22 protein-coding genes, 2 tRNA genes and 1 pseudogene are annotated in these 24125 nt (G+C 41.7%); 4 read left to right on the forward strand and 21 right to left on the reverse strand.

The annotated features are described in order from the left end of the window. Positions 1-18: 18 nt before the first annotated feature. The 14 genes from NA23_RS06530 to NA23_RS06595 form a co-directional block, all read right to left on the reverse strand. Positions 19-95: transfer RNA gene (locus tag NA23_RS06530), tRNA-Met, on the reverse strand. Positions 96-134: 39 nt separating this feature from the next. Next, a tRNA-Leu gene (locus NA23_RS06535) sits at positions 135-224 on the reverse strand. Between the two features lie 65 nt (positions 225-289). Beyond that, on the reverse strand, positions 290-2011 hold the full coding sequence (locus NA23_RS06540) for a phospho-sugar mutase (RefSeq protein ID WP_033191938.1): 1722 nt from the start codon (positions 2009-2011) through the stop codon (positions 290-292). 53 nt (positions 2012-2064) lie between these two features. Continuing rightward, positions 2065-2814 (reverse strand): SIMPL domain-containing protein, encoded by a 750-nt coding sequence (locus tag NA23_RS06545; protein WP_033191939.1) that lies wholly within the window; start codon positions 2812-2814, stop codon positions 2065-2067. Between the two features lie 123 nt (positions 2815-2937). Next, a complete protein-coding gene (locus tag NA23_RS06550; RefSeq protein ID WP_033191940.1) occupies positions 2938-3195 on the reverse strand; it encodes a hypothetical protein in 258 nt (85 codons plus the stop codon). 98 nt (positions 3196-3293) lie between these two features. Beyond that, on the reverse strand, positions 3294-3797 hold the full coding sequence (gene def / locus NA23_RS06555) for a peptide deformylase (protein WP_033191941.1): 504 nt from the start codon (positions 3795-3797) through the stop codon (positions 3294-3296). Continuing rightward, complete coding sequence (gene surE / locus NA23_RS06560) at positions 3760-4551, reverse strand: 5'/3'-nucleotidase SurE (RefSeq protein ID WP_033191942.1); 792 nt, start codon at positions 4549-4551, stop codon at positions 3760-3762. Before surE ends, def begins: the two co-directional genes overlap by 38 nt. A gap of 27 nt (positions 4552-4578) precedes the next feature. Then, on the reverse strand, positions 4579-5682 hold the full coding sequence (ispG, locus tag NA23_RS06565; RefSeq protein ID WP_145974455.1) for a flavodoxin-dependent (E)-4-hydroxy-3-methylbut-2-enyl-diphosphate synthase: 1104 nt from the start codon (positions 5680-5682) through the stop codon (positions 4579-4581). 15 nt (positions 5683-5697) lie between these two features. Continuing rightward, positions 5698-7185 carry a site-2 protease family protein gene (locus tag NA23_RS06570; RefSeq protein WP_052107188.1) on the reverse strand — a complete coding sequence of 496 codons (1488 nt, stop codon included), beginning with the start codon at positions 7183-7185 and terminating at the stop codon, positions 5698-5700. Further along, on the reverse strand, positions 7182-8312 hold the full coding sequence (dxr, locus tag NA23_RS06575; RefSeq protein WP_033191943.1) for a 1-deoxy-D-xylulose-5-phosphate reductoisomerase: 1131 nt from the start codon (positions 8310-8312) through the stop codon (positions 7182-7184). Before dxr ends, NA23_RS06570 begins: the two co-directional genes overlap by 4 nt. Beyond that, positions 8291-8911, reverse strand: coding sequence for a thiamine diphosphokinase (locus tag NA23_RS06580; protein WP_033191944.1), 621 nt, complete (start codon positions 8909-8911; stop codon positions 8291-8293). Before NA23_RS06580 ends, dxr begins: the two co-directional genes overlap by 22 nt. A 33-nt stretch (positions 8912-8944) precedes the next feature. Beyond that, a complete protein-coding gene (locus NA23_RS06585) occupies positions 8945-9388 on the reverse strand; it encodes an SRPBCC family protein (RefSeq protein WP_052107189.1) in 444 nt (147 codons plus the stop codon). A 37-nt stretch (positions 9389-9425) separates the two neighbouring features. After that, the gene (locus tag NA23_RS06590; RefSeq protein WP_033191945.1) at positions 9426-10301 is read right to left on the reverse strand and encodes a deoxyribonuclease IV; all 876 of its coding nucleotides are present in this window, start codon (positions 10299-10301) and stop codon (positions 9426-9428) included. Positions 10302-10330: 29 nt separating this feature from the next. After that, positions 10331-10810, reverse strand: coding sequence for a GNAT family N-acetyltransferase (locus tag NA23_RS06595; protein ID WP_033191946.1), 480 nt, complete (start codon positions 10808-10810; stop codon positions 10331-10333). Between the two features lie 217 nt (positions 10811-11027). Between NA23_RS06595 and NA23_RS06600 the strand changes: the two genes are divergently transcribed. Together NA23_RS06600 and NA23_RS06605 are read left to right on the forward strand one after the other, a co-directional pair. Continuing rightward, positions 11028-12227: an IS110 family RNA-guided transposase gene (locus NA23_RS06600; RefSeq protein WP_236938321.1), complete on the forward strand. Its 1200-nt coding sequence runs from the start codon at positions 11028-11030 to the stop codon at positions 12225-12227. A gap of 208 nt (positions 12228-12435) precedes the next feature. Beyond that, positions 12436-13686: an IS110 family RNA-guided transposase gene (locus NA23_RS06605; RefSeq protein ID WP_249476991.1), complete on the forward strand. Its 1251-nt coding sequence runs from the start codon at positions 12436-12438 to the stop codon at positions 13684-13686. Here NA23_RS06605 and abc-f read toward each other — a convergent pair. Continuing rightward, positions 13666-15405 carry a ribosomal protection-like ABC-F family protein gene (abc-f, locus tag NA23_RS06610; protein WP_033191947.1) on the reverse strand — a complete coding sequence of 580 codons (1740 nt, stop codon included), beginning with the start codon at positions 15403-15405 and terminating at the stop codon, positions 13666-13668. The genes NA23_RS06605 and abc-f overlap by 21 nt on opposite strands. Continuing rightward, the gene (locus NA23_RS06615) at positions 15402-15698 is read right to left on the reverse strand and encodes a hypothetical protein (protein WP_033191948.1); all 297 of its coding nucleotides are present in this window, start codon (positions 15696-15698) and stop codon (positions 15402-15404) included. The genes abc-f and NA23_RS06615 overlap by 4 nt, the downstream gene beginning before the upstream one ends. Positions 15699-15934: 236 nt before the next feature. Between NA23_RS06615 and NA23_RS10705 the strand changes: the two are divergent. After that, positions 15935-17072: pseudogene (locus tag NA23_RS10705) on the forward strand (IS110 family RNA-guided transposase). An 80-nt stretch (positions 17073-17152) separates the two neighbouring features. Here the strand turns inward: NA23_RS10705 and NA23_RS06630 are convergent. The 4 genes from NA23_RS06630 to pheT are packed head-to-tail and all read right to left on the reverse strand — an operon-like array spanning position 17153 to position 22058. Continuing rightward, on the reverse strand, positions 17153-17956 hold the full coding sequence (locus NA23_RS06630; protein WP_145974456.1) for an acyltransferase family protein: 804 nt from the start codon (positions 17954-17956) through the stop codon (positions 17153-17155). Positions 17957-17964: 8 nt separating this feature from the next. Next, positions 17965-18864 carry a DMT family transporter gene (locus NA23_RS06635; protein WP_052107190.1) on the reverse strand — a complete coding sequence of 300 codons (900 nt, stop codon included), beginning with the start codon at positions 18862-18864 and terminating at the stop codon, positions 17965-17967. 15 nt (positions 18865-18879) lie between these two features. Further along, entirely contained in the window at positions 18880-19662 is a 783-nt protein-coding gene (locus tag NA23_RS06640; protein WP_236938338.1) for a SagB/ThcOx family dehydrogenase, read from the reverse strand. Between the two features lie 53 nt (positions 19663-19715). Beyond that, positions 19716-22058: a phenylalanine--tRNA ligase subunit beta gene (gene pheT, locus NA23_RS06645; protein ID WP_033191950.1), complete on the reverse strand. Its 2343-nt coding sequence runs from the start codon at positions 22056-22058 to the stop codon at positions 19716-19718. Between the two features lie 213 nt (positions 22059-22271). On the opposite strand from pheT, the gene NA23_RS06650 reads away from it, so the two are divergent. Further along, complete coding sequence (locus tag NA23_RS06650; protein ID WP_128998116.1) at positions 22272-23471, forward strand: IS110 family RNA-guided transposase; 1200 nt, start codon at positions 22272-22274, stop codon at positions 23469-23471. A gap of 29 nt (positions 23472-23500) precedes the next feature. Here the strand turns inward: NA23_RS06650 and NA23_RS06655 are convergent, their stop codons facing one another. Further along, positions 23501-24124 carry a hypothetical protein gene (locus NA23_RS06655; protein WP_033191951.1) on the reverse strand — a complete coding sequence of 208 codons (624 nt, stop codon included), beginning with the start codon at positions 24122-24124 and terminating at the stop codon, positions 23501-23503. Position 24125 lies beyond the last annotated feature (1 nt).

Consider the following 24125-nt stretch of genomic DNA (forward strand, 5'->3'; position numbering starts at 1 on the left):
TTGTGCCCGGTTCTTTTCTGGTAGCGGGGGTGGGATTTGAACCCACGACCTTTGGGTTATGAGCCCAACGAGCTGCCAGACTGCTCTACCCCGCGACGTCTATCTATATTAGCCTTCATTTGATTACTCCCACCTGGTGCCGGGGATCGGAGTCGAACCGACACGGGAGTCTAACTCCCAGCGGATTTTAAGTCCGCTGCGTCTGCCAATTCCGCCACCCCGGCTCCGTGGGATATTATACCACCACGGTTAATAATCTGTCAAGGTGTGAAGATTTGTTGTTGAATTTTCAAGCTTCGGCTATGAGTTTCAATATAGTATCTTTTATAACAGACAGTTTCTTTTTTGCCTCTTCTTTCACTTTGTCGACTGTATAAATGTAGACCTTTAACTTCGGTTCCGTACCAGACGGTCTTATCGCATACCATGAACCGTCGCTCAGGAAGAATCTAAGGACGTTTGAAGATGGGATGTGCTTTTCAACTTCTCCTATTTCTTTTCCGTGAGCATCGTATATTTTTCTTTCTAAGTAATCTATGTATTTGACTAAGTCCAACGTCCCGATTTCCTTTGGATATTTCTTTCTAAAGACCTCCATAATACGCTTAATCTTTTCCATTCCCTTGAGTCCTTCGTAGATCAGAGAAAAGTTGTCCTCAAGATAGTAACCATATGTTTTATAAAGTGATTCAAGCACATCTAAAAGCGTCTTACCTTGTTTTTTGTAGTACGCTGCCATTTCCGAGATAATCATCGACATCATCACACCATCTTTGTCCCTGACGAAATCGCCTGTCACGTACCCTATGCTCTCTTCGTATCCAAATTGGAACGAATACTTTCCCTCGAGTTCATTCTCAAGACCGCATATATTCTTGAATCCTGTCAGTGTTTCGAATGTCTCAACACCGTAAGTTTTGGCGATAAGTTTTCCGAGGTCTCCCGTAACTATTGACTTGATAATGATGCCGTTTTTCGGAAGTATTCCTTTCCTTTTTCTCTGAGAGAGCAAGTATTCTATTAGCAATGCACCGGTCTGGTTACCGTTCAACGCTACGTATTCACCATTGCACTTGACCATGACTGCGTTTCTATCCGCATCCGGATCCGTTGCAAGAACGATATCTGCATCACGCTTTTTGGCATACTCGAGCGCAAGGTTGAACGCTTTCAAGTCCTCCGGATTTGGGTACTCAACAGTTGGAAATTCTCCATCTGGTTGTTCTTGTTCAGGAACTATGAAATAGTTCGTAAAGCCTCGCTTTTCAAGCACATGTCTTACAAATCGTCCACCTGTTCCGTGGAGCGGTGTGTAAATGATGGAGATGTTCTTATCTATGTCATCGCAAAGTGCCAACGAGAGCATCTTTTCAAAGTAAGCGTTGTCAACTTCTGAACCGACTATCCTTATTAATCCCTTCGCTAAAGCTTCATCAAAATCCATTTTCTTTATCATCCCGAAATCTGTTATCTTCCTTATGTTTTCCTCAATGGGTTTTGCTATATCATCGGTAATCTGCGAGCCTTTTTCCCAGTAGACCTTGTATCCGTTGTACTCGGGTGGATTATGGCTTGCGGTAATAACGATACCAGAAGCCGTTCCAAGGTATCGGACGGCAAAGGAAAGCACAGGAGTTGGCCTGATATCATCAAATAGATACACCTGTATACCATTTGCAGCGAGCACCTGGGCTGTAATCCTTGCGAATTCTTTCGACATACGTCTTACATCGTAAGCGATCACTACACCACGCTTTGCGTAATCTTCTCCACGGTTGTTGATATAGTCTGCAAGCCCTTGGGTTGCCTGCGAAACGGTGTAGATATTCATACGGTTCGTTCCGGCACCTATCTTTCCTCTTAATCCAGCAGTTCCGAACTCTAAGTCAAACAAGAATCTTTCTTTTATCTCTTCTTCGTTTCCCTCTAAAGCTCTTAACTCTTCCTTTGTCTTTTCATCGACGTACGGGCTTTCAAGCCACTTTCTGTACTCAGCCATATAGTCTCTCATGTCCACGCCTCCTTCTGGTTCTTTTCTCAAGAATATTGTTGGCTTTCTAAATGTTATTTCGCCTCGAACACAACATTGACTGTAACCATTATTTCCTTCTCTTTTGTCGATGTATCATACGTACCGTAATCACTCACTTCGACACTGTTTGGTGCGAGCACTTGGACAACTCCACTCTTTGCACTAATCACCTTTCCTACGTGCAGCCCTCCACTTTTGGCAATCTCTTCTGCACGCCTTCTTGCATCTCGAACGGCACTTGAAAGCAGTTGAACCCGCTTTTCTGCCAACTTTGAATAATAGTACTCCACCGGGTTTGCCTGGAATGCCACTCCCAAATCCAAGATCTCCTGTGTTATGTTCTTAACCTTTTGTGCTATGCCATCAACGTCGTTAGTTTGAACGTTGATGAACTGCGTCAAAACGTACTGTCTTTCAACAACTTGCGTTGGTTCAACGTACATCTCCGATACGCTTATCGCCGACAAGGTGATTTCATCTTTATTTATACCATTCTTCTCAAAGATATCCAACACCTTTTTCTCATGCTCTTTCATCAGTCTAAAGCCATAGTTTAACTTGGATTCTGGTACTTTAACTGAGTAACTCGATCCCCACTTTGCGACATCTGAGACAACCAGTTCCCTTGCACTTCCAGTTACTGAAAGTGTCTTTTGCGGTAATTTTGAAATATAGAAGAAATATCCAAAGATAGACATGCCGATTACGAATGCTACTCCTAAGATTACGGAAGCTACTAAAAACGAGGATTTTCTGTCAACGTGTTCCTCTGAACGTACCATAAGTACCACCTCCGAGACTAAGGATATTATAGCACAAACAAGAGAACATAAAGAAAGAGAAAGCGGGCGTTCTGCCCGCTTCCATTTTGATTTTCTTCATTTTTTACTGGCTTTAGGACTTTCTCACTCCTGAGCTTCTACTCCTACGTCTTTCAACCATTCTTTGATATCCATTCCAGACCATGCCATAACACGCATCTCTGTTATTGCATTCTCTACGATGTCTTTGTAAAGCATCTGGGAGATAACATCATCAGAAGCCTTCAGCTTAGGCAAAAAGTCTTTCAAATCTTCTTCCGGGTACCCGTTGAGCTTGATCTTCTTGTTGAGAATATCGAGTTCGTAAGTCAACGTAAAATTCTTCACTACTTTCTTTTCCATTTGAATCACCTCCGAGCAAACCAACTTCGGTCCTCGGACGTATTATAACACAAGAGTCTAAATTATGCAAATAACTTTAATACTCTTAATTTTTCTTTTTATTTTGTCATTTCCCTTTTTCTTTCTTCCATTATCTTTTTCAGTTGCTGTGATAGAGCCGTTCGTGTTTTTGTATCGAGATGGTCGATAAATAAGACACCATCAAGGTGGTCATATTCGTGCTGGAATATGCGTGCAGGGTAACCTTCAAGAAGTTCTTCGTGGTATGTCCCATGTTCGTCTTGATATCTCACGCGCACCCATTTGAATCTCCAGACATCGGCGAAAACACCTGGAATACTCAAACAGCCTTCTTCTCCAAGTTCCTTCTCATCGGAATGCTCTATTATTTCAGGATTAACAACCATTTTAAAACCGCTACCATCGTCCATCCCAAAGAAACGCAAAGATAACCCAACCTGAGGTGCAGCGAGTCCTACTCCATCTTCTGCGTACATCGTCATTTTAAATTCCTCTAAAATCGCACGGACCTGTGCAAAATCATTTACCGGTTGTGCCTTTTTTCTAAGTATCGGATCTCCCAAAATCCTGACCTTCACCATAGATTCCCTCCAATTCTTCAAGCAGTTTTTCATTCGTCATGAATATAGTTATAGGTGTTACTGATATATAACCTTCAGCGAGCGCCTTGTAATCAGCCCTCGGATCCGGGTCATCTTCTATTATATCACCGAGCATCCAGTAGTACTCTCTACCGTATGGGTCTAAGCGCTTTTCAAAGTAATCCTCATACCTGCGTTTGCTCTGCCTTGTGAGCTTCCAACCTTTTACTTGCTTGTAAGGTATCGATGGAACGTTGATGTTTAAAGCCGTGAATCTGGGGATGAGTTTTAAGTCGAACTCTCTAAGGAATTTCACAAGAAATTTTGCACCAGTGTCGTACAGCGGGTCTTTAAAGTCAGCTACCGATATGGCGATAGAAGGTATACCAGCGATAGCGCCTTCAAGAGCACCGCTCACCGTTCCTGAGTATACAACATCGGTTCCAAGGTTTTCACCACGGTTTATTCCACTAATTACGACATCTGGAACTATCCCTTTGTCTTTGTATATAACATCCAGACCTATCTTGACACAATCGGCTGGCGTTCCGCTGACTGCATACATTTCGAATGGCTCGTTTATATCCAATTTCCTCGCCCAGAGTGGAAATCTCAACGTTATACCGTGTCCAACTGCGCTCTGTTCAGATTCTGGAGCGCTTACTATCACGTAGTGTTCTTTGCTTAGATACCTAGCTGCGCACAGTATACCAGGAGCGGTGACACCATCGTCGTTGACAAGGAGTATATTCACGTTTCATTCCCCCTTAGCAAGAAACCTTCAAACTTCTTGACCTCTCTCAATACCTTTCTTTTCCTCCAACGCTTGTGCTACCAGTTCCTTTAATTTTATCAAACCTTCATCGAATTTGTAAGTCCCCATTATTTCTCCTTTATAGAAAACAACAACACCATCCTTTACACCTGCGATTCCGACATCCGCATCTTTGCCTTCTCCTATACCATTTACCACACAACCTAATACGGAGATTGTGATATCTTCTTGTACATGTGCAACTAGTTTTTCCACTTCTAAAGCCACAGACTCTACATCAAAGACCGTCCTCGCACAAGTGGGACATGCAACTACGTTTGGTCCCCTTCTTAAGTGTAGTGCTGTTAGAAGTTTCTTTGCAGCAATTACTTCGTTCACCGGGTCTCCGGCAATTGAAATTCTTAATGTATCTACTATACCATCAAGTATCAGTACTCCAAGTGCTACCGACGATTTTATCAAGGAATTGTAAATAGTACCTGCTTCTGTCACACCTACGTGGAGCGGGTAATCGACAAGTTTAGCAATATGCCTGTTCGCCTCTATCGTTTCAACAACATCGGAACTTTTAACGGAAATAACTATATCGTAGAACCCGTGCTTTTCCAATATTCTCACTTCTCTTAGTGCACTTTCCGCCAACGCTTGGGACTTTGGTAAGTGTTCCAAGTCCTTAGGTAGCGAGCCACTGTTGGCACCAACTCTCAGGGGAATACCGCGCTCCTTTGCAGCCTTCACTACCTCAACAACTTTCGACTCATCCCCTATGTTTCCAGGATTGATCCTAATTTTATCGATACCTTGATTTATAGCCTCAAGAGCGATTCTATAATCGAAGTGGATGTCTCCCACTAACGGGACATCCGCGTTCTCTTGCCTTAATCTTTCCTTGATGATGCCAACTTTCCGAGCACTATCTATATCAGGCAAAGACACTCTAACAACTTCGCAGCCTGCTTCAACCAAAGCCTTGATTTGTTTAACAGTTTTTTCGATATCTTTCGTGTCGGTATTTGTCATCGATTGTATTACTATCGGTGCGTTCCCTCCAATAACGATATTCCCCACCTTGACTGGTCTTGAATTTCTTCTGTTCAGCAACTGTACCACACCTTTCAGTGTTACCTATCTTGTGAAGAGCCTACTGATGTCCACGAACGTCATGAAGAAAAGGAAACCCAAAAGTAGGAAAAATCCCACAGTGTGTATCAGGTTTTCAACGTTCCTGTTTATCTTCCTTCTGGAAATCATCTCGGCAAGTGCAAATATGATCCTGCCGCCGTCCAACGCCGGTAGTGGGAAGAGGTTGAATATACCTAAGTTTATCGTTATTATTGCAACAACCGTAAGAATCGTTTCCAAACCGAACTGCACCGCTTGTCCGATAACTTGTACTACACCCACTGGTCCTGAAACTTCCTGAAGATTCCTTCCCAAGAACACTCCCGGTAACGTTTTCCAAATGTAAAGTGCGAGCCTGTTGCTACGCGCTACTGAAACGGAAATTGCTTCCAGTCCACGCGGTTTGAGTTTGGGAGCTTTTACTTCGAGCACTCCGGGAACGGAAAGTACGCTTAAGAGCTTTTCTTTCGAAACGATTACTTCTTTTTGCGTACCGTTTGATTCATAAAGAACCTTTGTCATCTCAGGGAGTGGTCTTAGCACTTGAGTCACTTTGTCGCCACTGAATTGTATGTAAAGTTCATCCGGTTTCAAGCCAAGAGCCGTTACCACGTCCATTAAGTCGTTGGTTGATTGGACTTCCATATCCTCCACTTTGAGCAGTTTATCCCCTTTCTTAAAAAGTTCGTTGTCTTTCGCAAAGACATTCGAAAACTGACCGTAGTAGATACCTATTGCGTATCTTTCCGGTAAAACGGAGACGTTGTCCAGTAAACCTTTCAGCTCACCAACTTCGGATTTTATCGTGACGTATTCTTTTTGATATTTCGCCATGTACCTTTCAAACGGAATGTTATTAACACTCTCGACTTTCCCGCCTATGTCTCCTTTGACGTCCTTTAGATACACGAAGTATTCCTTTTGAGTAAGTGCTGGTGTGACTTTTACCGTTATTCGTTCAGCGTTTCTGAGCACTTCCAAGGTGAGCGGTTTACCTTTTCGGATTATACTCGTCATATCTGTCGTATCGAAGACATGCTTCCCGTTCAGTTTCAAAACTATATCGTCCGGTTGAAGTCCCGCTTGCTGGGCAGGTGAACCTGGAATAACTTTATCAATGATGATAGGTGTGTACCCCCAACCGGAAATTATCAGTACAAATAAAAGATAACCTGCCAAAATCGAAAATACAGGGCCTGCAAGTACGATGAGAAAACGCTTCCAGGCGGCAACTCCGTAAAGTGAATCTGGGTCTTCCTGTTCTTCCGGATCCTCACCTTTCAATCTGACGTACCCACCAAGAGGAAATACATTAATTCTAAAATCTGTTTTTTTGCCCTTTCTCCTGTAAATCGCAGGGCCAAACCCAATTGCGAACTCGTGGACTTTTACACCGAATAAAACGGCAAACAGATAGTGACCAAATTCGTGAACAACTACGATAAAGATGAACACCAAAATAAATGCCATTATGTTGATAATTACGCTCATTTCTTGACCTCCTTCTCTACATATTTCAGCGCATAGCTTCTTGCCAAATTGTCAATCTCGTAGACATCTTCGATTGACTGTACGCTTATGTTTTGCTTTAAGATATATTCAATAGTCATTCTAACTACTTTTTCAATATCTGTGAACATTATTTCCCTGTTAAGAAATGCGTTAACCGCCACCTCATCAGCTGCGTTCAGTGCGATTCTCCATGCCAGATCGTCATTATCTTTTGTCAGTTCCAAACCGTAGAAAAAGAGTGGATAACGTTCACGTTCAACGTCAAACAACGTAAGGTCGAACTCCTCAACGTCTGCCACGTACGAGTGGTACTTCCTTTCGGGATAGGTAAGTGCATACGCAATTGGTATCCTCATGTCCGGTTTCCCAGCGTGGATTTTTATAACCCCATCTTTCAAAAAGACAATCCCGTGAATGAAACTCAAGCGGTTGATTTTTACATCGATTCTACCGTATTCTAAGTTGAACAACTCGTGTGCTTCGATCACCTCAAAAAGTTTATTTACCATAGTTGCCGAGTCAACTGTAATTCGACCACCCATACTCCACGTCGGATGTTTAAGGATGTCGGAAGGTTTTAGCTCGGATATTCTTTCCAGAGGGACGTCGCGAACTGCACCTCCGGAGGCTGTTATGAGAATTTTTTCGATATGTGGTTCGTAGAGTTGGAAAATCGCGGAGTGTTCACTATCAACAGGGATGAGCTCCACGTTATTTTCTCGAGCCAAGTCTTTCACGAATGGACCTGCGCAGACCAACGCTTCTTTCGTTGCAAGTGCTATTCTTTTTGCGTACCTTAGCGCAGAAAATGTGGTCTTAACCCCTTCAAATCCCGGAATCGCGCAGACCACGATATCGGGAGATGTCTTTTCCAACAATTCATCAACACTTTGACACCGCTTACCAAAGCCGATATCTTTTTTGGAAAAGTAGTATTCCACACCTAAATCTCGCATGATTCTCGACGCTATTTCGATGTTTGAACCAAAAGAAATACCGACAACCTCAAAACCTCCGAGCTGCTTTACTACATCGACCGTTTGAGTTCCTATCGAACCCGTGGCGCCAAATATGACAACCTTTTTCACAGCGGCTTTTTCTTCCAACGCACGAACACCACCTTACCATTTTTCACTTCTACTTTCACCATGTCGCTTAGAGCCACGTTGCTAACACCAATCGGAGTAGTTATATCCATGCTTCCACTGAACGGATACTTGAAACCTTCTATTGAAAACTCCGCATGGCAAAGCGGTACGAATGACCATAGCTCTCCGGCGATAGCTTTTAGCGTTTGTGTACCTTTCTTGCCAGCTTTAATAACACCAACTTCGCACTTGTCGGATATCGCTACCACGTTGTCGTACTTGCTCATAAGGCCTATCATCGCAAGCAACATATCGATTCTTTCACCCTGCCAATTCAATATCTCAACTTCCGTTGCTCCGTGCTTAAAAACGTAGTTGAGCGCAAGTTCAAGGTCGGTCTCGTCCTTTTCTGCAGGATACGTGTAGATCTTGACGCCATTTAACTCAAAATATTCGAGCGTATCATCTGTAACGGAATCCATATCACCGATAAGCACGTGTGGTATTATTTTTCTTCTTCTCAATTCTTCCGCCCCACCATCGACGGCAACGATAAGTTCACCGGTTATGTACATCGTACCATTAGAGTTCCCGTTAAGAATTATAGAGGCTTTCACTTGAATCCCCCCTAAGAGATATTATCATGGTTTTCATATAAGTATAAGGCCTCGCTCCACATACACCTTGGCAAGCAAGAGCATCTGTCCCCAACCGTACGCACAGCCGTACCTTATGTGGAGCTCGTTTTCATCTTTTACAAACGTCCTATCCTTAACGGTTACAATTGTCTCATCTTCGCTTGTTGGTTGAAAAGATAGCTCAACGAACGAGCGATAACCGTCCTCGTATTCGTACCACCAGAAGGAAAAGATACGTTTGTGAACGACACTGACGATTCTGCCCGTGTCCGTAACCACTTGTCCGTCGGTAAGCCTGAACCAGCGGAAGTATATCTCTCCGCTATCCTCATCTATCTTCATACCATCTGTAAACCAAGGATCCCAGCCATTCGGGTTATAGAATGTCTTCCAGACAACGTCGATAGGGGCTTTGAACCTTTCATGAAACTCCATTTCATCATTTGAAATTGGCATATTAGAATTGCACCTCGACTTTCGTTTATTTGAAAGCTCAACAATCTATCTTTTTCCAGATAGCCTTAACCTTCGCTATATCCTCTGCGTGTTCCGGATTGTCGCCGGGGGTTTCTAAAATCAGCGGTAGTGAATTGAAAACTGGCTCTGATAAAAACACTTCGAGCTTTTCGCCGATTTTGCCGTTTCCTATATTCTCATGCCTGTCCTTTTGCGAACCGAGTTCGTTCTTCGTGTCGTTGAGGTGGACGAATTTCAGTCTTTTTATTCCCACTTCGCGTTCAATTTCCTCCAGTAAGTTCCTGATGCCTTCCTTTGTTGTTACATCGTAGCCTGCGTCGTAACCGTGGCAAGTATCAAAGGTCAATCCAATTCTGTCTTCATATTTGCAAAGGCTTATTATCTCTCGCATCTGTGCGTAGTTGTAACCTATGTTCCCGCCCTTTTTAACAACGTTCTCGAGTAGTATCTGGACGTTCTTTTCCTTTTCCATAACTATGTTCAAAGCGCGCGCAACCTTTTCAATGCCCTCTTTCTCACCCAATCCCAGATGACTTCCCGGATGTATGTTCAAATACTTTATTCCAAGTCTTGCGCATATCTTCGCCTCTATGATAAGTAACTCAACCGACTTTTCCCAAATGTCTTCCTTTGGACTCGCTATGTTTACAAGATAGCCTGCGTGACACATAAAATTCTCCGGGTTGAGCTTGTACTTCTTAACATCACGCAAAAAATGAACCACATCGTCATCAGACGGTAGTTTTGCCTTCCACTGACGCGGATTGTGAGGAAAGATTTGGAATGCGTTTCCACCTATCTCCACGGTCTCTCTTGGTACCCTTGCAAATCCACCACCAATGGGCATGTGTGCACCAAGTATCAGTTCTTTTCTACCATCTTTACCATCCATACTCTCACCTTCTAAATCATCTGTGTCGTTTACCGATCTTTCCAGTTTTCTCTAAGCATTCCTAAGATAATTATATCCCAGTACCGTCCATCGTGGTATTTTGCTTCCTTGAGTATTCCCTCCCTGTGAAAGCCTAAGCCTTCGAGTAACTTTAGCGAACGTTCATTGTACTCATACACTTCTGCGGTGATTCTGTGAAGATTGAGCTCCCTAAAGGCAAAATCAAAGGCCTTTTTCAGCATGAGCTTTCCCAATCCCCTACCACGCCACACCGGTGACACATAGTAAGTTATATAAGCGTTCCTATTCAGAACCCTCAAATCGAATTCAACAAATCCTATCTTTTCTATCCTACCATCTTCCTCAACAGAAAACACCAGTACAACAGGTTTTGCTTTCGTGATTTTTCTTTCAGAAAAGTACATTACATCTTCTTCAGGTAATTCTAACAAGATATCTTCGCTCACGCGAAAGGTCAACTTGTGATCTTCTTGTTTAAACTTGCCCATACGACATTCTCACCTCCTACATAAAAATATGGTATAAATAATTTAGCTTAAAAAAATTGAGGGCAGGACAACTTATGTCACCTTGGCTTTTAAGCCATTTAAGGAGTCTGTTGCCTGCCTTTAACCATGATTAGTTGGTTGGGCTTTCAGCCCTCGTCAGCATGGAGGATTGGTTCAGCAGGCTCCCTGCCCTCATCATTCGAAAGGAGGATTTTTCATGGATAACTTCCCTGTTTTCGTCGGCATCGATGTTTCCAAGGATAAGTTCAACGTCTGCGCTATCTCTAATCCCAGTTCCATCATCTTCGAATCTTCTTTCGATATGTCCCAGCAAGGCTTTTCCTCCTTCGCAAACAAACTCTCTGCCTTCCCAAAACAATCCATCATCATCGCTATGGAATCTACTGGCTGTTATCATCTCAACCTTCTGGCTTTCCTTTCTTCCAACGACTTTGCTTGCGCTGTTTTTAATCCTCTAACTGTTAAAAACTTTGCTTCTCTTCGAAAGACCAAAACCGACAAAATCGATGCTCGCATTATCGCTACTGCTTTGTTTTACCTACAACATCAAATTCCTTCTTCTGCTTTTGTCAACTCTGAGCTTCGTGATATTGTCAGAGCACGCGAAAACATTATCCACCGCATCGCAAAAGTTAAAGACAATATCGAAAAACTGCTCAACGTTCTTTTCCCTGAACTCGAAAGAGTTACCAATATCTACAGTGACACTATCCTCAATCTTCTTTCTCATTTCCCTTCTGCCAAGGCTATTCAAAAGGCTCGTAATCTGGATGTGTTCTTTTCCAAAGACCGTGGCAGAAGTACAAAACTTAATGCTCAAAAACTTAAAGAACTCGCTAATAACTCGATTGCTCAATATTGGCCGATGAAAGAAAAGATTCTTGTGCAAAATATCAAAGAACTACAATTTTTACAGCAACAGCTTGAAGAATACGACAAGATGATGAAAGAATATTGCGAATGTAGTGCGATAAACCTTGATATCGAGATACTCACGTCAATACCAGGTATTGGTGAAAACAGCGCGATGCATTTCTTGGCAGAAGTTGGAGATATCTCAAGATTTAGTACATACAAAAAACTCATTGCGTATTGTGGACTCGATCCAAGCATTGCCCAATCAGGCAAAAGCAAAGTAGAAGGACACATATCGAAAAGGGGCAATGCCCACCTAAGACGAATACTATGGCTAATGGCAGTGAGTGTAGTGATTCACAACGAATATTTCCGAACATACTATGAACGAAAAAGGCAGCAAGGTATACCGTACAAAAAAGCGATAATGTCAGTAGTACACAAGTTATTGCGAACGTTGTACGCAATGTTGAGAAAGAAAGAGAAGTTCAATATTGATTATGCTATCTCACACTCAAAACAAAAATTTAATTTTGCATAGTCGCCTCCTACATAAAAATATGGTATAAATAATTTAGCTTAAAAAAATTGAGGGCAGGACAACTTATGTCACCTTGGCTTTTAAGCCATTTAAGGAGTCTGTTGCCTGCCTTTAACCATGATTAGTTGGTTGGGCTTTCAGCCCTCGTCAGCATGGAGGATTGGTTCAGCAGGCTCCCTGCCCTCATCATTCGAAAGGAGGATTTTTCATGGATAACTTCCCTGTTTTCGTCGGCATCGATGTTTCCAAGGATAAGTTCAACGTCTGCGCTATCTCTAATCCCAGTTCCATCATCTTCGAATCTTCTTTCGATATGTCCCAGCAAGGCTTTTCCTCCTTCGCAAACAAACTCTCTGCCTTCCCAAAACAATCCATCATCATCGCTATGGAATCTACTGGCTGTTATCATCTCAACCTTCTGGCTTTCCTTTCTTCCAACGACTTTGCTTGCGCTGTTTTTAATCCTCTAACTGTTAAAAACTTTGCTTCTCTTCGAAAGACCAAAACCGACAAAATCGATGCTCGCATTATCGCTACTGCTTTGTTTTACCTACAACATCAAATTCCTTCTTCTGCTTTTGTCAACTCTGAGCTTCGTGATATTGTCAGAGCACGCGAAAACATTATCCACCGCATCGCAAAAGTTAAAGACAATATCGAAAAACTGCTCAACGTTCTTTTCCCTGAACTCGAAAGAGTTACCAATATCTACAGTGACACTATCCTCAATCTTCTTTCTCATTTCCCTTCTGCCAAGGCTATTCAAAAGGCTCGTAATCTGGATGTGTTCTTTTCCAAAGACCGTGGCAGAAGTACAAAACTTAATGCTCAAAAACTTAAAGAACTCGCTAATAACTCGATTGCTCAATATTGGCCGATGAAAGAAAAGATTCTTGTGCAAAATATCAAAGAACTACAATTTTTACAGCAACAGCTTGAAGAATACGACAAGATGATGAAAGAATATTGCGAATGTAGTGCGATAAACCTTGATATCGAGATACTCACGTCAATACCAGGTATTGGTGAAAACAGCGCGATGCATTTCTTGGCAGAAGTTGGAGATATCTCAAGATTTAGTACATACAAAAAACTCATTGCGTATTGTGGACTCGATCCAAGCATTGCCCAATCAGGCAAAAGCAAAGTAGAAGGACACATATCGAAAAGGGGCAATGCCCACCTAAGACGAATACTATGGCTAATGGCAGTGAGTGTAGTGATTCACAACGAATATTTCCGAACATACTATGAACGAAAAAGGCAGCAAGGTATACCGTACAAAAAAGCGATAATGTCAGTAGTACACAAGTTATTGCGAACGTTGTACGCAATGTTGAGAAAGAAAGAGAAGTTCAATATTGATTATGCTATCTCACACTCAAAACAAAAATTTAATTTTGCATACGACATTGTTACCTTCTTAGCAAAGAATTTTTTAACTGTCCGTGGCTTCTAACTCCCTTATCTTTCTTTCAAGTTCTTCGGAAGTTTCAATTATCGTCAGCAATTCTTCTTCCAATTGTTCCTTTTCACTCATCAGTTCCATCAGTTTAACGTAGTCTTGTTCTATGTGCATCCGTCTTTCCAAATCGTTTAGCAGATCTGTTATCTGCATTTCTCTTGCCTTCAAGTCTTCGACTTGTTTCTTCCAGCTTTTCAGCTGATTTCTCAGCTTCTTTTTCTCCTCAAAATCCACATTCTTCTCCTTCTCAACCTTCTTTTTTTCTTTGGCAAAAAATACCGGCTCGTTCGATTCAACTAGTTCACCGTTTTTGATGGTGAAGAACCTATTGCAGACATTTCTAATCAGCTCGAGGTCGTGAGAGACCAGCAGAACTGACCCTTTATATTCCTTAAGTGCCGATTCAAGGGCTTCTACCGTTTCCAAATCCATGTGGTTCGTCGGCTCGTCCAGAATAAGAACGTTTGGTTTTCTCAGCAAGACTTTCGCCAGTGCAAGTATCTGCCTTTCACCACCACTCAAATCGCTAACCGTTTTGAAGACATCTTCGCCACGAAATCCAAATCTGCCGGCGTATGCCCTGATGACGTAGTCCGGTCTGTCAGGCATTTCCTCAAACAACTCGTCGAATACAGTATTTTCCAAATCAAGTTGGTCTACGAACTGTTCAAGGTAAACGGCTTTTACATTGTATCCAGAAATTACTTGTCCGGTGTAATTAATCTGCCCAGTTATAATCTTCAGTAGCGTTGTTTTACCAGAGCCATTTGGTCCAACAATCGCTAATTTGTCTCCTTGATACACGGTGAACGAAACATTCCTCAGTAAATTATTCCAAGAGACGTTTTTGACCTCAAGAACAACGTATCCAGTGTTGTCAGGTTCCGGAATGCTTATATTTTTCTCCTCTTCCTCAATGTAAAGGTTTGGCATATTTTCAAGCTCTTCGAGCATCTTTTCAAGCATTTTTTCTTTACTTTTTGCTTGCTTTGTGAACTTTTCCCTGCCCCACTTCTTGTACCTGTCTATTATCGTTCTCAACCGCTCAATTTCACGCTGGATATTCGCGAGTTGTCTTCTTTGAGTTTCCATGATCCTTTGCCTCTCCAAATGGTAACTATCGAAGCCCATGTCGAAAACCCAGATGCGCTCGTTGTTTATCTCCCAAAACTTCTCGCATGTATTTCTGAGAAAATCCCTATCGTGCGAGATGATTATATACCCTCCGCGGAACGTTCTCAGCAATTCTTTCAGAAACTCTATGCTCTCGATATCAAGAAAGTTTGTAGGCTCATCCAACAGCAGAAAATCAGGGTCTTCAACAAAAAGCCTGCCCAACTGCAATTTCGTTCTTTCCCCACCGCTGAATGTTGAAATATCCCTCTCCCAATCCTCTTCCGGAAAACCTAATCCCTTCAGTATACTCCGCACTTGCTTTTGTTTCTCTGGTGTATCGGCAACTTTCATATAGTACTCGTAAGGCGTCTTTGCTTCAAAAGTTCTGTATTGGTCCATGTAAAGCACTTTACCTTGGACCGTTATTTCTCCCTGATAGTCTTTGAAAATTCCCGCAATCGCCTTCAACAACGTACTCTTTCCACTGCCGTTTTTCCCCATCAGACCTATCCTGTCTCTCGAGAGTACGGTAGCATTGAAACTCGAAAAGAGCGTTTTTTCTGGAAAGGATATCGAAAGGTTCTTAATTGTTATCATTTCTCAGAACTCCTCTCTTTCCTAAGTCCGTTCACAAACAGATCCGGCTGGGTTAATAGTAACTTCACAGAATTTGGTAATAGCACCATTAACATTGTCATCGCTCCGAAAGTTAACGCGAAGGCGATGTACCAGTATTGTCGTAACGTCTCTTCGGTAACAACAAAACCTAAAGCCATAGTGAACAGCACCACTAAACCGCCAATCAATATGTGGTACCCAAAGGCGAAAATGGCGTTATCTGAGAAAAGTTTTGGAATATAAAGTACGTATTTTGCAATGAACCTACGCATTAAACCATCCTCGTATAATAAGTTCGGTAAAAATTAAAATTGGTCTTTGAAAATTGAATGCATATTTTTTAACACCTCTGGTAAAATAGTTTCAGGTTGCCCCTCCTTGAGACTTTGTTCTCTTAAATAAGATTGCCTAACTAGAGTACAGCTTTTTACTTGCCGGAAAATGTTTTGCCTCGTTTTCTTATGTACCGCGAGGTTGTAAGGCTGTACTCAATCCGGAGGTGATTCCTTTGGCTATTTTAGCTATTGATGTCTCAAAGAACTATCTTTCTTTCTTTTCTGATTTCATCGGTAGTGGGACTGTTGAGAACTCTCCTCAAGGTATTGTTGAACTTTTTAACAAAGCTTTTGCTTCTTCTTCCGATTTTTCTCTTGTCCTTGAATCAACTGGTGTTTTTTCTTTTAATGTCGCTAACTTCTTCTTTCAAAACAACGTACCTGTCTTTTGGGTTAAAACTGATAACATTAAGCTCTATCGCAAAATTCTCAATCGTCCTAAAACTGACAAAATCGATGCTGAACTTATTTTCTCTATCGCTTCTAAATTTCCTGAGTCTTTAGTCCCTTTTGTCAATAACTCATATATCATCTCTGAGCTTCGTAATCTCACCAGACTTTATTTAAAGTTCAACGAAGATATCGCTCGATTGAAACTTAGGCGTTTCTCTTTATTTCCCTAAACTTGACTTTAAACTAAATAAGACTTTCGAATGCCTGCTTAAAGATTATACAATCGAAGAAATCGCAAACATGCCAATTGAAGAGTTATTTGAATATATTGCGAAAATTTCCAGACACAATGTCTCTTCACAAGTCTTAGCAGAAAAACTCCAAACTCTTGCTAAAGATGCCTTGAGGTTGTCTGTTAATCCTTCAAACACTCTGAGAATATCTATTGTTTCCACTATCGATTTGATACAGCACTATGAAAAACAAATCGAACTAGTAAAGAAAGAAATAAGTAAATTACTTAAAGTAATTTCGAACACACTAACAACAGTCAAAGGGATAGGAGAAATAACTGCAGCTGGAATTATAGCCGAAATAGGAGACATCAATCGTTTCGAAAAAGCCTCAGCGTTAGCATCATACGCAGGGCTTGTATGGACAATCAATCAAAGTGGAAATTACAAATCAGAAAACAACCAACTAACGAAAAAAGGGAACAAGTATCTAAGAACATACCTAGTAATGGCAGCGAACGGAGTAAAGACATACGATCCTGTATACAAAGAATATTATCGCAAAAAGTACGCAGAAGCAACAACACACAAACACATGAGAGCGCTAATATTAACTGCAAGGAAATTAGTAAATTTAGTGTATTATTTACTAAAGAACAACGTACCGTATGTACCGATGAAATAGGTAAAAAGAACGAAATCAAGTATGTGAAGAATGAAAGTGAAATATTAAGTTATTGAAAGTCAAAGTGTTGACTAGGTTTTTTATTTTTCTATTTTTTCTCCTCTTGACTTATTACCGGAAATCTTATTTGTCGAGTTGATAGCAAATTGTTCAATATCTTTACCTATCCAAAGAAAGAACATCGCCGTTCCAAGCTCACCAGCAAGTGTTAGTATGGGGTTGATTCCGTAATGATCCATATTCCACGAAGTACCATCAACAAACAGAGCAACTAACGTCCAAACAATCAATCCGGTAAAGCCAATTACTCCCAAGTACCTCTCAAAATCCTTCTTCTTTTCTTTCACCAACTTTCCAAGCCAGAACATGTAAAGCCCGGAAAATGCTACGTCGACCTTGAAAGGAAGCGCACCTGGTTGAATAAATCTTAGAAAGATCCCGAGAGCCAGCGTGTATGGAAGTATATGAAATTTACTAAACAGCAAAAAGAAAAACTCTGCTACAAAAAGAAAAATCAAATACCACAGTGGTACGATTGTAAGCGGAATTTGATCAAGCAGATCCGTCCTAACCAAAAGAAAGTTCTTCAGATAGGTTAGGTTGTCAGCCTTTCTAAAACCTTCCGGAACGGTAAGTATCCATACTATGTAACCGATCAACCCTATGTAGTAATAAGATATGACCATTGTGATGCGCTTTTTGAAAAATTCCCTGAAGCTCAAAGCCTTCATCAAATAACCAGACAAGAACGGGAAGACGACGATCACATACGAGATAAACGCGAACATCTTCTCAGGAACCTGCGAGTGTGCTAAGACAACCATTATCAGCGCTGTGCCTCTGGTATAGTCGATCCAAAGCTCACGTTTCTTACTCTCCCCCATCCTTGCATTTAACCCTGCCTTTCCATCATCTCAGGTTCTCTCTCACTTAAATTCAATACACCTAGTATTATTGAAACGACCATAAGCAAACCTCCAATGAGTTGTAGTGCGGTCAGATGCTCTTTTAGAATTAGAACAGATAGAATCATCGCAAAGAGAGGCTCGCCAACAAATATGAGAGCCGAAATATTGCTACCTACAACTTTCTGATACTTCGCTTGGATAATTATCGCAACGATTGTGGCTGTTACTGCTGTAAAGGTCGCAACAAAGAGCGCATTTAAAGAGAACGACCACTTGTCGCTACCACTCTGGTAAAACAAGTTAAATATCGTGTTTAAGAGCGCCACTGTGAAGAACTGTGGAGTTAGCAAAGCGTATTCACTGACCTGCTTTGAGTACTTTGTTATCAAAACAACATGTAGTGCGTACATGACACCGCAAATTGTTGTAAGAAAATCTCCGAAGTTATATCCACTGATTCCACCACTAAGCATGTACATTCCAATCAGAGCTCCAGTAAAGCCGACAACTTGAAGTTTTCTCACTTTCTCATGTTCAACGAGGTAAGAAAAAAACGGTACGATGACTATATACAGCGAAGTGATAAACCCGCTCTTCGTGGAGGTAGTTATCGTCAATCCCCAGGTTTGTGTAGCGTATGCGATAGCCATGACTAACCCCAGTATACTTCCGCGCTTCCAGTCGGATTTTCTAAAAAGAAGCGCCGATAAAAAAGTTGCGATCCAAAACCGGATCGCATTGTACAGAAATGGGGAAACTTCTTTATTGAGCACGAGCTTTTGGATGGGAAAGGTCAGTCCCCACAAAAACGTAAGAGTTAATAGCCAAAAAACAGCTATGAACTTATCTTTCAAAGTGTATTCTTTTACAACTCTATTCCTCATATCAGCCTCCAGATCTTATCCTTTTGAAATTTTTCCCACAGGTGCAAGATAAACGACCATTTCATCTTGTCCATCTACACCAAGAAACCTGTCCATGAGCTCTTGAGAATACGCAGCTATCGCGCACGTTCCAGCTTCTATCGCTTCACACGCAAGGTAGAGATTTTGACAAACGTGCCCCGCATCCAAAAGTATCACTTTATGCGATGCAGGACCGTACCGCCATTCCGTTCTGTAAGGTACAGCCGTCCAGATGAACACAACGGACGATTGACCGACGAATTCTTGTTCTAACGTCGCGTGGATAATCTCTTCCCTCAGATATCTATCCTTCCGATGTAAAATCAAAGAATGTTCGAGAGGTAAATATCTGTACACTGCTTCTTCCAGTCCTTCGACGTTTATAACGTAAAGATACGTTTCAAAGGGATGCCTCGCTCCAGCTGAAGGAACCGTTCTAAATGTAGCTTTTGGAGTTACATTCCTTATACCCTGCGTAGTCCAAAGCAGGAACGAAAGTTCTTCTAATCTTAAAGGTTTACCGTCGTATTTCCTGTGACTTTTTCGATTCTCGATAGCCTCAAACAAGCTTTTCTTCTTGAAATCTGCAATGTCTTTAAAATCCGGCAGCTTTATCAAAAATGCGTCTTTCTGGTACGGCTTTTCAAAAGGGGGCATTTCAATCCCTTTTCTTTGGTCGCTTACGTACCTCTCTAAAATTTCCCAATTTGATTTTAAAAAATCTCGTCCTGCAGAGATCATCTTTCCAAAGTCGTTATCTTTCGGATTAAAACTCACAAGCTTCCCCCCTTTCTCCCCATTTACGTTAATCTATGCATCTGGTCAGATTATCAAAACCTTGGATTGATCCCACATTCGTTTTTGATCCTCGCTTTTATATCCTCAAGTGCAAGGTCCACCTCTTCATCGCTTAGCGTTCTTTCTGGATGTCTAAATTTCGCATAGATTGTTACACTGTAGAATTCATCGCCAACTTTTCTGTAAATATCGTCAATTCCCACTTCTTCAACGAGAGGATTCTCTTTGTAGATTTTCAACACACTCTCGATTTCGTGTCCAATCGGGATAAGGTAAGAAACATCCCTTCGCACGTACGGGAATTGAGGTAATGGCTGGTAGACACGCTTTTCTTGGGCTGAGTAGATAGCCTCAAGGTAAATCTCTCCGGCGTAAATCTCGTCTTTGACGTCGTAAAGTTTATCGGAAAGCTCCGGGTCCAGAAGGCCTACGAAGCCTATCATCTGACCTTTGTGATAAATTCCCGCAGTTACAGTCGAGACAAAACCTTTCTTTTCAATTCTTTTGAACTCGACTACCAAACCAAAGTGCTCAAAAAGTTCTTCTAACACGCCTTTCATCGTATAGAACGAAACTGTCCGTTTGTCGGTGTAGTCCTTAACCGATTCTCTTCCCGTTGCGACAAAGCCAAGTGCCTCTTGCTCATGTGGTTTTCCATAAGCAACCGAAAAGACCTTACCAACTTCAAAGAGCCTGACGTCTTTGATTTGGCGCTTGTAGTTGTAGGAAAGTGAATCAAGTAATCCATAAAGGAGCGAAGGCCTCATCGTGTCGAAATCGGAAATGATCGGATTACTTACAGGAACACCTTTACCATTTATGTCAAACTGCTCTATAATCTTGCTAGCAGCAAACGAAAGCGTGTTGGATTCATTGAAACCCATTGACGTCATGAGTGTCTTAATTTCGAATCTTCGTTTTTGCTTCTCGCTCCTGCCATGTTCTATTGCAAGCATCCTTGGCGGCTCGGCATGGAGATGTTCGTATCCATGAATTCTGCCGACTTCCTCCATTATGTCTTCTGGGAGTGAGATATCAAAGTACCTAAACGATGGGACATAAACTTCGTAGCCGTCTTTTGTCTCCTCTACCTCGAATCCCAGCGGCTCTATGTATTCTCCGATGTGTTTAATCTCTATGCCGAGCACTTTCCTTGAATAATGCTTGGGCACAAATATCTTCTTCTGTTCTATCTTCCGTGGGTAGTTGTCTACTATCTCTTTAGAAGGTACGCCTTCGGCAAGTTCTTCAATTAATTGCGAGAGCCTTTCAATAACGTAGAGTGCATCATCGAAATCAACACCCCTTTCGAACCTGTACGAAGAATCGGAAGACACGCCAAGTCTTCTGGATGCTTTCCTTATTCTGACGGGATCAAACATAGCAACTTCCAATAGTACATCCGTTGTGCCTTCTGATATTCCGGATTCTTCTCCACCCATGATTCCACCGAGTGCAAGTAGTTTCTCCCCGTCGGTTATGAGCACCTCTCCTCCAGAAAATTCATAGGTCTTCCCGTCTAACAGTAACATCTTTTCTCCCGGTCTTGCGTCCCTAACAACGATTCTTCCGCTTAGCTTCGCAAGGTCAAATGCGTGAACCGGATGCCCAGTTTCAAGCATCACATAGTTCGTTATATCAACAATGTTGTTTATTGGTCTGATTCCTGATGCAATCAATCTCTTTTGCATCCACACCGGGCTTGGACCAACTTTGACGTTTCTGATTACCCTTGCCGTGTACCTCCAGCATCCTTCGGTCTCTATGTAAACATCAACTCTATCGTTTCCTTGTGCACTTTTAACAGCCGGTATGGGAAAGTGCGGTCTACGTTTCAATCCCGCAGAGAGTTCCCTTGTAACTCCGAAGTACGAGAGCACATCCGGACGATTTGGAGTGATTTCCATCTCAAAGTACCAGTCGTTTAAACCGAGCAACTTGATAACATCTGCCCCGAGCGGTAATTGCTCATCAGTCATATAAACATGTTCGCTTTTTTGTTCGAGTCCCAATTCCTCCAAGGAACACATCATACCCTGTGAAGGGACACCGCGCATGACCTTTTCTTCGATTTCCAAACCGCTTACAAGCCTTGCCCCTTGCAGCGCGACATACACGTACTTAGCAGGTTGCACGGAAAGATCTGCCGTCAGTATAGTTCTATATTCATTACCAATATTCACCTTACAAACGACCAACTTATCAGCCTGTGGATGCTTCTCGACACTTTCGATACGCCCAACAACGATTGGACCACGAAGTGGAAAGACAGGACCTTCCTCACCAACATCAAAGCCCAGCTTTGGCAAATAATCGGAAACTTCTTCTTTGCTAACATCGATGTACTGATTAAGCCATTCCAAAGAAACTCTCACAAAGAGCACCTCCTACATAAAAATATGGTATAAATAATTTAGCTTAAAAAAATTGAGGGCAGGACAACTTATGTCACCTTGGCTTTTAAGCCATTTTGGGAGTCTGTTGCCTGCCTTTAACCATGATTAGTTGGTTGGGCTTTCAGCCCTCGTCAGCATGGAGGATTGGTTCAGCAGGCTCCCTGCCCTCATCATTCGAAAGGAGGTTCTTGTATGAATAACTTCTCCATATTCGTCGGCATCGATGTTTCCAAGGATAAGTTCAACGTCTGCGCTATCTCTAATCCCAGTTCCATCATCTTCGAATCTTCTTTCGATATGTCCCAGCAAGGCTTTTCCTCCTTCGCAAACAAACTCTCTGCCTTCCCAAAACAATCCATCATCATCGCTATGGAATCTACTGGCTGTTATCATCTCAACCTTCTGGCTTTCCTTTCTTCCAACGACTTTGCTTGCGCTGTTTTTAATCCTCTAACTGTTAAAAACTTTGCTTCTCTTCGAAAGACCAAAACCGACAAAATCGATGCTCGCATTATCGCTACTGCTTTGTTTTACCTACAACATCAAATTCCTTCTTCTGCTTTTGTCAACTCTGAGCTTCGTGATATTGTCAGAGCACGCGAAAACATTATCCACCGCATCGCAAAAGTTAAAGACAATATCGAAAAACTGCTCAACGTTCTTTTCCCTGAACTCGAAAGAGTTACCAATATCTACAGTGACACTATCCTCAATCTTCTTTCTCATTTCCCTTCTGCCAAGGCTATTCAAAAGGCTCGTAATCTGGATGTGTTCTTTTCCAAAGACCGTGGCAGAAGTACAAAACTTAATGCTCAAAAACTTAAAGAACTCGCTAATAACTCGATTGCTCAATATTGGCCGATGAAAGAAAAGATTCTTGTGCAAAATATCAAAGAACTACAATTTTTACAGCAACAGCTTGAAGAATACGACAAGATGATGAAAGAATATTGCGAATGTAGTGCGATAAACCTTGATATCGAGATACTCACGTCAATACCAGGTATTGGTGAAAACAGCGCGATGCATTTCTTGGCAGAAGTTGGAGATATCTCAAGATTTAGTACATACAAAAAACTCATTGCGTATTGTGGACTCGATCCAAGCATTGCCCAATCAGGCAAAAGCAAAGTAGAAGGACACATATCGAAAAGGGGCAATGCCCACCTAAGACGAATACTATGGCTAATGGCAGTGAGTGTAGTGATTCACAACGAATATTTCCGAACATACTATGAACGAAAAAGGCAGCAAGGTATACCGTACAAAAAAGCGATAATGTCAGTAGTACACAAGTTATTGCGAACGTTGTACGCAATGTTGAGAAAGAAAGAGAAGTTCAATATTGATTATGCTATCTCACACTCAAAACAAAAATTTAATTTTGCATAGTTGACTCCCAATTACTTCATTGATTGGTTTTAAAATATCAACATTTTCCAAATCACGGTAATCACAATCGCAGATAAAGGGCTTATCCACCAAGTGTAGAGATTTGTTCGCTCACGTTTCCAAAATTTGTAGAGAAAACCGAGTGCCAGTGAAAGTATAGCCAACCAATAGCTTTTGCCAAGGAAAAATACGTAAAAAGCCAATCGTTCGGAAATCCCGTCCAAATCGTTGTAATTCTCATCCCCGGGATAAAAATTCTTGAAGACATAAGTCACTGCCATTGTTACGACAGCCATCCCGAGCAAATACAACGCAAATTCCTTTGATATGTACGAATAGACAAACAAATCCGCTACCAGAAAATTCAGAATCAGTGCGACAACTAATTCTGAAAGTTCAAGGATGTGTAATTTCATCCTGTCAGATTGAATCTTTGTTCTTATAATATCACCTGCAACGTGAATGGCTATCATTGTGAGTAAAACGACGATACCCCTTGTGCTCTTGAGTAGTGTGTCGAATGTGAACGCAAGGAACGCAAAAATCGACCAAATGATGTGTTCGATGAGTTTGTAACCTTTGTAATGTCTGATCTTTGCGTTATCCGTAAATCCATGGTCTGCTACAAAGTGGGCTAAAAACAAATGCACCATC

This window comes from Fervidobacterium islandicum, assembly GCF_000767275.3.
In the GTDB taxonomy this organism is placed as follows: domain Bacteria; phylum Thermotogota; class Thermotogae; order Thermotogales; family Fervidobacteriaceae; genus Fervidobacterium; species Fervidobacterium islandicum.